The sequence below is a fragment of the Shinella sp. genome (genome assembly GCF_052438155.1).
GTDB lineage: Bacteria > Pseudomonadota > Alphaproteobacteria > Rhizobiales > Rhizobiaceae > Shinella.
In genome coordinates this window covers 209591-222941 of sequence record NZ_JBQVPI010000001.1, presented here as the reverse complement: position 1 = coordinate 222941, position 13351 = coordinate 209591, and the positions used below count along the sequence as shown (strand labels likewise).

9 protein-coding genes are annotated in these 13351 nt (G+C 64.4%); 2 read left to right on the top strand and 7 right to left on the bottom strand.

The genetic code is table 11. The annotated features are described in order from the left end of the window. Nucleotides 1–71: 71 nt before the first annotated feature. Entirely contained in the window at nucleotides 72–1766 is a 1695-nt protein-coding gene (gene ade, locus ACT6VE_RS01010) for an adenine deaminase (RefSeq protein ID WP_444796768.1), read from the top strand. 49 nt (nucleotides 1767–1815) lie between these two features. Here ade and bglA read toward each other — a convergent pair whose 3' ends face one another. Continuing rightward, the gene (gene bglA, locus ACT6VE_RS01005) at nucleotides 1816–3459 is read right to left on the bottom strand and encodes a beta-galactosidase BglA (protein WP_444796767.1); all 1644 of its coding nucleotides are present in this window, start codon (nucleotides 3457–3459) and stop codon (nucleotides 1816–1818) included. 297 nt (nucleotides 3460–3756) lie between these two features. Here bglA and ACT6VE_RS01000 point away from each other — a divergent pair, with 297 nt between their 5' ends. Further along, the gene (locus ACT6VE_RS01000) at nucleotides 3757–5850 is read left to right on the top strand and encodes an oxidoreductase (RefSeq protein ID WP_444796766.1); all 2094 of its coding nucleotides are present in this window, start codon (nucleotides 3757–3759) and stop codon (nucleotides 5848–5850) included. Between the two features lie 37 nt (nucleotides 5851–5887). Here the strand turns inward: ACT6VE_RS01000 and ACT6VE_RS00995 are convergent, their stop codons facing one another. The 6 genes from ACT6VE_RS00995 to ACT6VE_RS00970 form a co-directional block, all read right to left on the bottom strand. Continuing rightward, a complete protein-coding gene (locus ACT6VE_RS00995) occupies nucleotides 5888–7342 on the bottom strand; it encodes a M20 family metallopeptidase (RefSeq protein WP_444796765.1) in 1455 nt (484 codons plus the stop codon). Between the two features lie 128 nt (nucleotides 7343–7470). Then, the gene (locus ACT6VE_RS00990; protein WP_444796764.1) at nucleotides 7471–9015 is read right to left on the bottom strand and encodes an ABC transporter substrate-binding protein; all 1545 of its coding nucleotides are present in this window, start codon (nucleotides 9013–9015) and stop codon (nucleotides 7471–7473) included. A 29-nt stretch (nucleotides 9016–9044) separates the two neighbouring features. Beyond that, a complete protein-coding gene (locus ACT6VE_RS00985; RefSeq protein ID WP_444796763.1) occupies nucleotides 9045–9908 on the bottom strand; it encodes a serine hydrolase in 864 nt (287 codons plus the stop codon). Between the two features lies 1 nt (nucleotide 9909). Beyond that, nucleotides 9910–11535 carry an ABC transporter ATP-binding protein gene (locus tag ACT6VE_RS00980; protein WP_444796762.1) on the bottom strand — a complete coding sequence of 542 codons (1626 nt, stop codon included), beginning with the start codon at nucleotides 11533–11535 and terminating at the stop codon, nucleotides 9910–9912. Then, nucleotides 11532–12350, bottom strand: a complete 819-nt coding sequence (locus tag ACT6VE_RS00975; RefSeq protein WP_444796761.1) for an ABC transporter permease — start codon at nucleotides 12348–12350, stop codon at nucleotides 11532–11534. The genes ACT6VE_RS00980 and ACT6VE_RS00975 overlap by 4 nt, the downstream gene beginning before the upstream one ends. Continuing rightward, nucleotides 12347–13291, bottom strand: coding sequence for an ABC transporter permease (locus tag ACT6VE_RS00970; RefSeq protein ID WP_444796760.1), 945 nt, complete (start codon nucleotides 13289–13291; stop codon nucleotides 12347–12349). Before ACT6VE_RS00970 ends, ACT6VE_RS00975 begins: the two co-directional genes overlap by 4 nt. Between the last annotated feature and the right edge of the window lie 60 nt (nucleotides 13292–13351).

Here is a 13351-nt window from a genome sequence, read left to right as displayed (position 1 = left end):
TTCACCGCATCGGCCCTTCCCTCTTTCCGCGACACCGCTAGAGTCTCCCAAAAGGATTCGGAGACTTTGCCATGACCGACTTGGAACGCTTCATCGATCAGGGAACCGGCCGCGAACCCGCCGATATCGTGCTGAAGGGCGGGCAGTTCTTCGATCTCGTGACGGGTGAACTCGTCGCCTCGGATATCGCGATTTCGGGCGACCGGATCGTCGGCACCTGCGGCGACTACGAGGGCCGCACCGAAATCGACATTTCCGGCCGCATCGTCGTGCCCGGCTTCATCGATACCCATCTGCACATCGAATCCTCGCTGGTCACGCCGCATGAATTCGATCGTTGCGTGTTGCCCTATGGCGTGACGACGGTGATCTGCGATCCGCACGAGATCGCCAACGTACTCGGCACCGAGGGCATCGAATTCTTCCTCGACAGCGCGCTCGAAACCATCATGGATATCCGCGTACAACTGTCGAGTTGCGTGCCAGCCACGCATCTGGAGACATCAGGCGCGGACCTGCCGATCGAGCGCCTGCTGCCCTTCCGCCATCACCCGAAGGTCGTAGGCCTTGCGGAATTCATGAATTTCCCGGGCGTCATCCACAAGGATCCGATCTGTCTCGCCAAGCTGGAGGCCTTCCAGGGCGGCCATATCGATGGCCATGCGCCGCTGCTGCGCGGTAACGATCTCAACGGCTACCTCTCCGCCGGCATCCGCACGGAACATGAATGCACAACCGCCGAGGAGGCGCTGGAAAAGATTCGCAAGGGCATGCACATCCTCGTGCGCGAAGGCTCGGTCTCCAAGGACCTGCTGGCGCTTCTGCCGCTCCTGACCGAACGCCTCTCGCCCTTCATCGCGCTGTGCACGGACGACCGAAACCCGCTCGACATCGCCGAACAGGGCCATCTCGACTATATGATCCGCACCGCGATCGGCCACGGCCGCGCGCCGCTCGCCGTCTATCGTGCCGCCTCGATTTCCGCCGCCAAGGCCTTCGGGCTGAAGGATCGCGGCCTCGTCGCACCCGGCTGGCGTGCCGACCTCGTCGTCATCGACACGCTGGAAAACTGCAAGGCGGAGATCGTGTTCTCGGGCGGGCGGAAGGTCGATGACGCGCTCTTCGCGACCCGCAAGCCCGTGGCACCCGTCGGCCTCGACAGCGTCAAGGCGCGGCCCGTCTCTGCCGCCCATTTCGCAGTCCCCGTCACGGATGGCGAAACGCCGGTCATGGGCGTGCTGCCGGGCAAGATCATCACCGAGCACCGCCGCTACCGCCTGCCCGCCAAGGGCAACCAGACGACCATCGACCTCGCGCAGGACATCATCAAGGTCGCCGTCATCGAGCGTCACGGCAAGAACGGCAACCATGCCAACGGCTTCGTTCAGGGTTTCGGGCTGAAGAAGGGCGCCATTGCCTCGACGGTCGGCCACGACAGCCACAATATCTGCGTCGTCGGCGTCGACGAGGACGACATGGCGCTCGCCGCCAATCGCCTGGGCGAAATCAAGGGCGGCTTCGTCGTGGTGGAGGACGGCAAGGTGACCGGCGAAATCGCGCTGCCCGTCGCCGGCCTGATGAGCCTCGAACCCTACGAGACGGTCCGCGACACGCTGCACCACCTGCGCCAGGCCGCCTTCGCGCTGGGCGCGACGCTGGAAGAACCCTTCCTGCAACTCGCCTTCCTGCCGCTGCCCGTCATCCCGCACCTGAAGATTTCGGACAAGGGCATGGTGGATGTGGACCGCTTTGCGCTGATCGGGTGAGAGAACCGTTTCTCCCGGTGCGCAATCCAAGCGCCCGGGCGCCGAACCTTCAAAGCCGCACACACGCCATATCCAGCCCGTCCAGCTCGATCGTCCCGTCCTTCAGCTTTGCGCCGAAGCCGGGCACCGGTAGCGGCTCGCCGAGTTTCAGTGATTTCGCTGGCACGAATTCGGCCTTTTCCCGCGTCAGGTTGAAGACGAAGAGCAGTTTTTCGCCGCCCTTCTCACGGGTGAAGGCCAGGATGTCCTGGTTTGAGTGCAGGAAGGCCATGTCGCCGTCGTAAAGCGCGCCGTGCGCCTTCCGGAAGGCAAGCGTCGCACGGTAGTGGTTGAGCACGGAGCCGGAGACCTTTTCCTGCGTGTCCACGGCGTGGCGGGCGTGATCCTCCGGCACGGGCAGCCAGGGTTTTCCCGTGCTGAAGCCGGCATGGGCCTCGTTGTGCTGCCAGGGCATCGGCGTGCGGCATCCGTCGCGGCCCTTGAAGGCCGGCCAGAAGCGGATGCCGTAGGGATCGCGCAGATCCTCGAAGGCGAGGTCGGCTTCGGTCAGGCCGAGCTCTTCGCCCTGGTAGAGGCAGATCGAGCCACGCAAGGTGGAAAGCAGGGTGATCGCCAGCTTGGCAACGCGCTCGCGCTCCTCCGATGTCTTGATGAAGCGGCTGATATGGCGGTTGACGTCGTGGTTGGAGAAAGCCCAGCAAACCCAGCCGTCCGTCACCGCTTTCTGAAAACTCTGCACGCATTTGCGCACATGATCGGCAGTGAAATCCGGCCCGAGCAGGTCGAACGTGTAACACATGTTCAGCTTGTCACCGCCGCTCGTGTACTCGGCGACCGTCTTCAGCGAGCGCGCGCCGTCGCCCACCTCGCCGACCGTCATGCGCCCCTTGTACTCGTCCAGCAGCGCCCGGAAACGTTTCAGGAAGCCGACATTCTCCGGCTGCGTCTTGTCGTAGCGATGCGTCTGCATGCCATAGGGGTTGACGTCTGGCGCATCGAGGCCGATCCCGTCGGGGTCCGGCTCATGGGGCGGGTTGTCGCGCAGCTTCTTGTCGTGGAAGTAGAAGTTCACCGTATCGAGGCGGAAGCCATCCACCCCGCGGTCGAGCCAGAAGCGCACGGTCTTCAAAAGCGCGTCCTGCACATCCGGATTGTGGAAGTTGAGATCCGGCTGCGAGGTCAGGAAGTTGTGCATGTAATATTGCTTGCGCACGCCGTCCCATTCCCAGCCTGGGCCGCCGAAGATCGACAGCCAGTTGTTGGGCGCCGTGCCGTCCGGCTTCGGTTCGGCCCAGACATACCAGTCCGCCTTGGGGTTCGAACGGCTGGACCGGCTCTCCACGAACCATTGATGCTGGTCGGATGTGTGCGAGATCACCTGGTCGATGATGATCTTTAGGCCGAGGCGGTGAGCCTCCGCCAGCATGGCGTCGAAATCGGCGAGCGTTCCGAACATCGGGTCGACATCGCAATAGTCCGAAACGTCATAGCCCATATCCCCCATCGGCGACTTGAAGAATGGTGACAGCCAGATCGCATCGACGCCGAGCGAGGCAATGTGCCCGAGCCGCTTCGTCACGCCGCGAAGATCCCCCATGCCATCGCCGGTCGTATCCTGGAACGAGCGGGGATAGACCTGATAGATCACCGCGCCGCGCCACCAATCCTCGGCCTTCTTGTGGGTCTTCGCCATGCGTTCGCGCTCCGGCTTCTGTTTCGATAGGCCAGATGTAACGCGCACCCAGGGGAGCGTAAACGGGCAAACAAGGATTTTCCGGACGATAGGCGAACCGGTCAAACGAGAGCCGGGTCAAAAACCAAACGGACCCATCATGACGAAACGGACTAAGATCAAAACTGTTTGCCATGAAAGAATTATACAAACGTATAGCAATTCTCTTGCCTGCTTGTGCGTTCCCGATATCCTGTCGATCATCCGACCGCCGCCCCCTCAAGCGGCGGACCTCAGCTTCTTTCAGGATGACAGGCCATGACCCGAGATCCCCGCTTCGATATTCTCTTCGAACCCGTCAAGATCGGGCCTGTCACGGCGCGCAACCGTTTCTACCAGGTGCCGCACTGTTCCGGCATGGGCTACCGCTATCCGAATGCGGAAGCCCAGCTACGCGGCATGAAGGCGGAGGGTGGCTGGGCTGTCGTCTCCACCCAGGAAGCCGAAATCCACCCGACCTCCGACCTGACGCCGGCCAACGAAGCCCGGCTTTGGGATGATGGCGACCTGCCGGCGTTGTCCGCCGTGACCGAGCGCATCCACGCCCATGGCAGCCTTGCCGCCATCCAGCTCGTGCACAACGGCCTGCATGTCGCCAACCGTTTCAGCCGAATGATCCCGCTCGCCCCCTCCCACGCCATCACCGACAGCCTCGATCCCGTCCAGGCCCGCGCCATGGACAAGGCCGACATCGCCGACATGCGGCGCTGGTATCGCAACGCTGCACTCCGCGCCAAACGGGCCGGCTTCGACATCGTCTATCTCTATGCCGGCCATGACATGAGCGTGCTGCAGCACTTTCTTTCCCGCCGTCACAACGACCGCAGCGACGAATATGGCGGCTCGTTCGAAAACCGGCTGCGGCTGTTTCGCGAAATCATCGACGATACACGCGAGGCGATCGGCGATACCTGCGCGCTCGCCATACGCCTGGCGATCGACGAACTGATGGGGCCGTCCGGCATCACCAGCGAGGGGGAAGGCAAGGACATCATCACAGCCCTTGCCGAGCTTCCCGACCTCTGGGACGTCAACCTGTCCGACTGGTCGAACGACAGCCAGACGGCCCGCTTCTCCGAGGAGGGCTATCAGGAGCCCTACACCCGCTTCGTCAAATCCGTCACCACCAAGCCGGTGGTAGGTGTCGGCCGCTATACGTCACCGGACAGCATGGTGCGGGTGGTCAGGCAGGGCATTCTCGATTTCATCGGCGCGGCACGCCCGTCGATTGCCGATCCCTACCTGCCGAAGAAGATCGAGGACGGCCGCATCGACGACATTCGTGAATGCATCGGCTGCAACATCTGTACCTCCGGCGACAACACCAACGTGCCGATGCGCTGCACGCAGAACCCGACGATCGGCGAGGAATGGCGCAAGGGCTGGCACCCGGAGATCATCGCAAGGGCCGAAACACCCGAGCCCGCCCTTGTCATCGGCGGCGGCCCGGCCGGCCTTGAGGCGGCGCGGGCGCTTGCCGAGCGCGGCGTCGATGTGGTTCTGGCGGAAGGCGGCGGTGAATGGGGCGGCCGCATCGCGCGCGAATGTCGCCTGCCGGGGCTCGCCACCTGGGGCCGTGTGCGCGACTGGCGCGTCGGCCAGCTAAGCACCCGCGTCAACGCCGAACTCTATCTGCACAGTCCGCTGTCCGCCGACGACGTGCTGCAATATGCCATCCCCCACGTAGCGATCGCCACCGGCGCGCGCTGGCGCACCGACGGTGTCGGCCGCACCCATCGCACGCCGCTCGATTTCCTGGCGGAAGGCACCGTCGTCTCGCCCGATGCCATCCTCTCCGACGGCGCCCAGGCAGTGCCCGCCGATGGCCCGGTCGTCGTGTTCGACGACGACTGTTTCTACATGGGCAGCGTGCTTGCCGAACTGCTCGCGAAGGCCGGCCGCACGGTGATTTTCGTGACGCCCGAAGCCCAGGTATCCCCGTGGAGCAAGAACACGCTGGAACAGGGCCGCGTCCAGCGCCGCCTCATCGATCTCGGCGTCGAGATCATCACGGCACAAGCACTTGGCGGCCGCACGAAGGATCAGCTGAAACTGTCCTGCATCTACAGCGGAAAGATCCGGCCGGTCGATTGCGCCACGCTCGTGCCCGTCACCGCCCGCCTGCCGGACGAAACGCTTTGGCTGGCGCTCAAGGCGCGGGAAGACGAGTGGGCCGATGCCGGCATCAGGACCGTGACTCCGCTCGGCGATTGCCTCGCGCCGGGCCTGATTGCCGCAGCCGTCTATTCCGGCCATCAATATGCCCGCACCTATCAGGAGCCCGTCGACGTCGATCAGGTTCCGTTCCGGCGCGAGGACATCGCGAGGCTGCTTGAACAGTGTCCGGCGTGAACTGCCGCCGGACGAACCCACCCTGCCTCTTCCGGCCTTATGTTCGTTCCGTTAGCCCCACACCCGGCATTACATCGGCCGGGATCGGGCAGACATAGGGTTTTCCGTCTGTCTTCTCCCGCCATTCGGCCTCCGCCGCAGCAAGCAGGTCCGGCGTGGTCAGCAGCGAAAGCCCGGTGGCGGCAAGCGCCTTAGCGGCGTGCGCCATCGCCTTGTGCGCGGCGGGGCTTCTGCCCTGCGCCACCACCTGCCAGGTGTGCGGATTGGTGCCGATGGCCCAGGCGGGTGTCCAGCATTGCGCCGTCGGCGTCACCCAGCTGACGTCGCCCACATCGGTGGAGCCGGCGCGGAAATGGGATTCGCCTTCAAAGGCGCGCAGGCCGAGATGCAGCGGTGTCGAGCCGTCGATCCGGGAGTTGGAGAAGACGTCATCCTTGATCCGGTAGAGCCGGATGCTGCTGCTGATCGCCTCCTCCGTGAAGGTCTCCTGGATCGACCGAGCAAAGGCGATGTCCCGCTCGTCGAAAGCGACGGGGCCGAGCGCCACCAGATTTTCGTGCAGCGCCGTCTCCAGCGTGAGATTGGGCAGGAGGTTCGTCGAGGCGGTGTCGAAGACGATCTCCACCTCCGTCTCCGTCATCATCGCCGCGCCACGGGCCACCTTGTCCACCCGAGCCGCCAGAGCGAGCGCCTGCGCCATTTCCGGCGCGCGGATCAGATACATCACCTCGGCCTTTGCCTGCACGACATTCGCCGCCTTGCCGCCCGCATCGGTGATGGCGTAGTGCACCCGGCAATCCTGCGGCATGTGCTCGCGCAGGAAATTGACGCCAACATTCATCAGTTCCACCGCGTCGAGCGCCGAGCGACCGAGATGGGCGGCGTTTGCGGCATGGGCAGCGACGCCCTTGAAGCGGTAGAAATATTCGAGCACGGCGAGATTGTTGGTCGAGCGCACGCCGTTGAAGGGGGCCGGATGCCAGGTCAGCGCGGTGTCGACGTCGTCGAACAGGCCGGCCCGCACCATGAAGGTCTTGCCGGAGCCGCCCTCCTCACCCGGGCAGCCGTAGTAACGCACCGTACCGGGCAGGTTGTGCGTCTTCAAATAACGGGCTAGCGCGATGGCCGCCATCAGCGAGCCGACGCCGAGCAGGTTGTGACCGCAGCCATGACCGGTGGCGCCATCGACAGCCGGCTTCGCCTCGGCAATGCCGGCGAGCTGGCTCATGCCGGCCAGCGCATCGAATTCGCCCAGGAAAGCGATGACCGGCGCACCGCTGCCAGCCTCTCCGATGAACGCCGTCTCCATGCCGGCGACGCCACGGCGCACGGAAAAGCCGTTGTCCTCAAGCGCCTTCGCCAGAAGTGTCGAGGATTGCTGCTCCTCGAACTTCAGCTCGGCGAAATCCCAGATGCTGTCGCTGATCGTCGTAAAATCGGGCGCCATCGCCTCGATTGCTGCGGAAAGTGCCGCCACGGCATCCCGATCCATAATCCGTCCTCGCTTTTATCCACCCGCAGACAACGGCGGGCCAGGCGCCCGGCGGATAGGCCGCCGGGCCGCAATGATGATGATCAAACTGGTCCGCGCCGGGGCCGCCTGCGGCGCGGAAACCGGGCCTATTCCTCGACCGACACTTCCCAGAGACGGGCGTTCGACTGCCAGACCGGCTGGCCCTTCAGAGCCTTCGTCGCGCCCCAGACGTCGACCATGTCGTAGAGGAAGATGCCGGGCATCTCCTTCAGCATCAGCTCGTGGAATTCGTCGAAGATCTTCTGGCGCTTGGCCTGGTCAGCCTCGACATAGGCAGCCTTCATCAGCTCGATCGCCTTCGGATCGTCCCACATCAGCGAGGCGTTCTCGTCCTTGTTGCCGACATAGAAGGCATACATCAGCGCCGGGTCGAGGCGCGGTGATACCGACTGGGAGATGACCTGGTAGTTGCCGGAACGGCGGCGATCGACCTGGGTCGCGTAGTCCAGCACCTCGATCTGCACGTTAAGGCCCACCTGCTGCATCATGGCCTGCGCCATGATGGCTGCCGGGAAGCTCGGCACGTTGCCGCGCTTGTTGGCGATGATCGAAATCGGCTCGCCATTGTAGCCGGCATCCGCCAGTTCCTTCTTCGCGGCCTCGATGTCATAGGGCAGCCGCTTCTTCTGGGTTTCGCTGAAGTAGACGGAGTCCTGCGAGACCATCGAGCCGTTCGCCTCGCCGGTACCGTTGGAGGCGGCAGCGACGAGCTGGTCGAGATCGAGCGCCATCGCCATGGCGCGGCGCACGCCGGGTTTGCTCAGCACCTTGTCGCGGGTCTGGATGTAGAGGAGGTTCTTGCCGTTGTTGCGCGCAACGATGAGCTGGGTCTTCTCGCTATCCTTGAATTCAGGAATGAGGTCCGGCGAGATTTCCGCCGTGTCGAGCACGCCGGACTGGAGGCCTGCCTTGATGGTCGAGGCGTCCGGAATGATCATGAACTTGACGCCATCCATCAGCGGCCGCTTGGAGCCGACCATGCCGTCCGGCTGGCCATTGTTTTCCGGCGAGACGTAGTCGGCGAACTTGGTGAGGTGGATATATTCACCCTTCTTCCACTCGTCCCACTGGAACGGACCGGTGCCGATCGGCTTGGCGAAGCTGCCGTCCGCAGCGACGGAGTCCGGCGAAATGATGCCGGTAAACCCGCATTCGGGCCGCGACATCAGGCCGAGGAAGACGGCGGACGGCTTTGCAAGCTTGATCTCGACCGTTCCGGCATCGACCGCGGTTACGCCGGTCACTGCCGCAGCACCGCCCTCGGCAAAATCCTTGATGCAGGTCCATTTCGTGTCGGGCTTCAGGTAGCGCGTCCAGTTCCACACCACGTCGTCGGCCGTCAGCGGCTTGCCGTTGTGGAATTTCACGTCGGTGCGCAGCTTGAACGTATAGGTGAGGCCATCGGCCGAGGTCTCGAAGCTCTTGGCAAGCAGCGGCTTCACTTCGCCGCCATTGTTGTAGCCGACGAGGCCCTCGACGATGTGCAGGATCACGCTGTCGGTGTTGCCGTCGCGGTTGACGCCGGGATTGCTGCTGCGCAGGTCCGAACTCAGCGCCACGGTGACGTCGCGCGCGGTGGCGATCTGGGTTGCGGCGATGAGGGCCACCCCCGAAAGAAGAAGCTTTTTCATTGTTCTACCCTCTGTTCTGTCGTTGATTGTCATGTGTTGAATCCGTCCCAGCAGGCGCGTGAAAGCCTGCCGATGGTCTCGAGCGCCATCGTGTAGCCCGGCGTGCCGTCGGGCATGGCCAGCGGCACACCGTCCGTAAAGGCCGCGATGATGTAGAAGGGCGCGCCGTCGCGGTAGACGATGCCGGCATTCATGCGGCCGCGTTTGCCCGTACCGCCCTTGTGCGCCACCACAGTGCCGAACGGCAGCCGCGAGGGGATGGCGTAGCGCAGAATCTGGTTCTTCAGCGTCTGCAGGGCATAGGCGCAGAGTTCCGGCGAGGTGCCGAGCCGCGCCACCGCCTCGGCAGATGTCTGCGCGTCAAGGATCGTCTGCAGGAGGAACATCTGGTCGCGCGCCGTCGTCGTGGTGACGGAGGTCAGCGCATGGTCCGGCGAAAGCGCCAGCGGCGGGATGAGGAAGCGGTGGTGCGTTCCTTCCATGCCGATCGCCTTGCAATAGGCGCCGACCTCTTCCAGCGTCAGGCGCTCGAACACCATCTTGGTGCAGACATTGTCGCTCAGCACCATCATGCCGGTAATGGCATCGCGCAGCGAAATGACGATGCCGGGCGTCAGGTAGCGAAACATGCCGCTCGCCACTTCCTCAGCAAAACGCGCCTCGTAGGTGATCTTTTCCGCGAGATCGAGCCGGCCCTCATGCACCGCCTTCAGCGCGGCCATCATGATCGAGGTCTTGCGCGTGCTGGCCGACGGCGTTTCCTCGCCGGCACCGCGTTCGATCGTCTCGCCGGTCCGGAGATTGCGGATCGCAAAGCGCGTCACGAAGGGCTGTGCGTCGCAGATCCCGGCAAGCTGCTCGGCGACGGAAGGGGCGTTCGAAGACGTGTTCACATCAATTCTCCAGGCGCCATTTCAGTGTCACGCCGCCCCGTTCGTTCTGGTCGAGCGCGGGAATGGCCGAGAGAAGCCGGCGCGTATAGGCCTCCTTCGGGCTGTCGAAAATCGTGTCGCGGTCGCCCTGTTCGATGATCCGGCCGTCCTGCATGACGACGACGCGATCGGCGACCTGCTCGACCACGCCGAGGTCATGGCTGATGAAGAGGCAGGAAAAACCGTAGCGGCGTTGCAGATCGGAGAAGAGATCGAGCACCTGCGCCCGGACCGTCACGTCGAGCGCGGAGACCGGCTCGTCGGCAATCAGGAAGCGCGGGCGGCGGGCAATCGCACGGGCGATCGCCACGCGTTGACGCTGGCCGCCGGAGAGCTCGTGCGGATACCGCTCGGCGTAATCGGTGCCAAGGCCGACCTCCTCCAGCGTTTCCAGCGCGCGTTTGCGCTTTGCCGCGGCATCCAAGCCCGGCACCAGCCGCAAGGCCTCCTCGACCAGCGCCTGGATGGTCATGCGCGGATCGAGCGAGGAATAGGGGTCCTGGAACACCATCTGGCAGTTCAGGCGATAATCGGTCCAGTCAGCATCGCGCGCCCGCCCCTGGAAGCGGATTTCGCCGCCGCTTTCCTTGACGAGGCCGGCAATGGTGCGGCCGAGCGTCGTCTTGCCCGAGCCGGAACCGCCGACGAGCGCGACAACCTCGCCCTCGTGGATATCGATGCTGACACCATGCAGCGCCCGCTTCGCCTTGCCCCTGCTGAGCAGCGACTTGCGGCCCGCATAGTCGACGATGATATCGCGGGCCGAAACCATCGGCGCCTTCGCCGTGTCGATCGCCCGCACTTCGCCGCGGAAGGGCAGCGAGGAGAGCAGCTTCTTCGTATAGGGATGCTGCGGCGCTTCCAGCAGGTCCTCGGTGCGGCCGTGCTCGACGATCGCGCCCTGCTCCATCACCACGATGCGGCTGGTATAGCGTGCCACCATGGGAAGGTCGTGGCTGATCAGCAGCACGGCGGTGCCCTCGGCCCGCGTCAGTTCCACCATCAGTTCCATCACGTCGCGCTGGATGACGGCGTCGAGTGCGGTGGTCGGCTCGTCGGCGATCAGCAGCGCCGGCTTCAGCAGCATGACGGAGGCCAGCATGATGCGCTGGCGCATGCCGCCGGAAAACTCGTGCGGATAGGCCGCCAGCGCACCCTCGGGGTCGCGGATGCCGACGCGCTTCAGCATCTCGAGGATGAGCGCGCGGCGTTCTACCGCCGAGGCTTTGCTGTGAAGGATTAGGCCCTCCTCCAGCTGGCGCCCGATGGTCATCGACGGGTTGAGCGAGGTCATCGGCTCCTGGAAGACGACGCCGATCTCGGCGCCACGCAGGCTGCGCAGCTCGCGGTTCTTCATCTTCAGAACGTCCCGGCCCTTGTAGAGGACCGAGCCGCCCGTCACCTTGATGGCCGGCGGTAGCAGCGAGATCAGGGCACGGGTCGCCAGCGTCTTGCCCGAGCCGCTTTCGCCGACGATGCCAAAGATCTCGCCGGGCGCGATGTCGAAGGAGACGGACTTGACGACACCCCGGTGGTTCTGCGCAACCGCCAGAGAGAGGTCGCGAACGGTCAGAAGCGTATCCGTCATTTCAGACCTCTCATGCGCGGGTCGAGCCTGTCGCGAAGGGCATCGCCCAGGAGATTGATGCCGAGCAACGTCAGCGCGATGCAGAGGCCGGGAAACAGGCCGAGCCAGACGGCCTGCTCAATGAAGGGCCGGCCGGCGGCCAGCATGTTGCCCCAGGTCGGTGCCGGCGGCGGCACGCCGAGGCCGAGGAAGGACAGCGCGCTCTCCGACAGGATCGCCCAGCCGAACATGGACGTGGCGAGCACGGTGATCGGCGCCAGGCAATTCGGCAGGATGTGGCGGGCCATGGTGTAGAGTTCGCCATTGCCCATCACCCGCGAGGCCTCGATGAACTCCCGCTCGCGCAGCGACAGCACGGCGCCGCGCACCACGCGCGCCATCGACGGCGTATAGGCGATGCCGAGCGCGAAAATGATGCCGTACTGGTTGGCGCCGAACACGGCGAGCAGGCCGAGCGCCAGCAGAATGCCCGGAAAGGCGAGCAGCGCATTGTTGACGGCCATGATGACGCCATCCACCCAGCCGCGCGCATAGCCGCTGACAAGGCCGATCAGCGTGCCGCAGATGGTGGCGAAGCCGACGGTCAGCAGGCCGATCCACACACTGGCGCGGGCGCCGACCATCAGGCGGCTCAGCACGTCGCGGCCGAATTCGTCGGTGCCGAGGAGGTGGCTCGCATCGGGCGCGGCAAGGCGCGCGGTGAAGGAGAGCTGCATCGGATCGAAGGGCGTCCAGACGAGGCCGAGGGCAGCGGTGGCGAGCAGCAGGGCGATGAGGATGCCGCCGATGAGCGCGTTGAGAGAGACCTTTTTCATTCGGCAACAACCCGCGGATCGAAGAGGGGATACAGAAGGTCGATCACGAGGTTGACCAGCACATAGGAGAGCGAGACGAACAGCAGGCAGCCCTGGATGACCGGATAGTCACGGGCAAAGATGCTGTCGACCATCAGCCGGCCGAGGCCAGGAATGGTGAACACCGTCTCGATGACGGCGATGCCGCCGAGCAGGTTGCCGAGGATGAGGCCGATCATCGTCCAGGTCGGGCCGAAGGCGTTCTTGAAGGCGTGGCGCCAGAGCACCGCACTTTCGGAAAGCCCCTTGGCACGGGCATGAGTAATATAGTCGAGGCGCAGCACTTCCAGCGTGGAGGCGCGCGCCATGCGGATCAGCACGCCCGCCTCGTGGATGACCAGCGTCATGATCGGCAGCACCAGATAGAGCAGGCCGCCGGCAAAATTCTCGCGGATCGACACGTAACCCAGCACCGGCAACCAGCCGAGTTCCAGCCCGAAGAACAGCAGCAGCAACAGGCCGAGCCAGAAGGTGGGGATGGAGAGGAGAACGGTCGCCGTTCCGACAAGGGCAAGATCCGTCAGGCTGTTCTGGCGCCAGGCGGCAATCACGCCGGCCGGCACGGCGATCAGGCTGGCCAGAAGCACGGCGACGAGCACGATCTCGGCACTGACCATGAAGCGCGACACGACCAGCGGCAGCACCGCCTCGTCGTTGACGATCGACTGGCCGAAATCGCCCTGCAGCACGTTGCCGGCCCAGATCAGGAATTGCTGCGGCATCGGCTTGTCGAGACCAAGCTCGATGCGCATGGCGGCGATCTGGTCCGGCTCGGCCATGTCGCCGAGCATCAGCGCGGCGGGGTCACCGGGAATGAAGCGGATCAGCGCGAAAACCGTGATCGACACGAGCGCGATCGTCGGAAGCGCCATCACCAGGCGGTTCAGGATGAATCTCAGCATTGTTTCCCCACGATTGATGGCCATCATTCCCGGCGGCCGTCATCGGTTTCGTTGGGAACG

Coding starts and splice junctions, on each gene's coding strand:
- ade (WP_444796768.1), top strand. CDS start 72: ATGACCGACTTGGAACGCTTCATCGATCAGGGAACCGGCCGCGAACCC.
- bglA (WP_444796767.1), bottom strand. CDS start 3,459: ATGGCGAAGACCCACAAGAAGGCCGAGGATTGGTGGCGCGGCGCGGTG.
- ACT6VE_RS01000 (WP_444796766.1), top strand. CDS start 3,757: ATGACCCGAGATCCCCGCTTCGATATTCTCTTCGAACCCGTCAAGATC.
- ACT6VE_RS00995 (WP_444796765.1), bottom strand. CDS start 7,342: ATGGATCGGGATGCCGTGGCGGCACTTTCCGCAGCAATCGAGGCGATG.
- ACT6VE_RS00990 (WP_444796764.1), bottom strand. CDS start 9,015: ATGAAAAAGCTTCTTCTTTCGGGGGTGGCCCTCATCGCCGCAACCCAG.
- ACT6VE_RS00980 (WP_444796762.1), bottom strand. CDS start 11,535: ATGACGGATACGCTTCTGACCGTTCGCGACCTCTCTCTGGCGGTTGCG.
- ACT6VE_RS00975 (WP_444796761.1), bottom strand. CDS start 12,350: ATGAAAAAGGTCTCTCTCAACGCGCTCATCGGCGGCATCCTCATCGCC.
- ACT6VE_RS00970 (WP_444796760.1), bottom strand. CDS start 13,291: ATGCTGAGATTCATCCTGAACCGCCTGGTGATGGCGCTTCCGACGATC.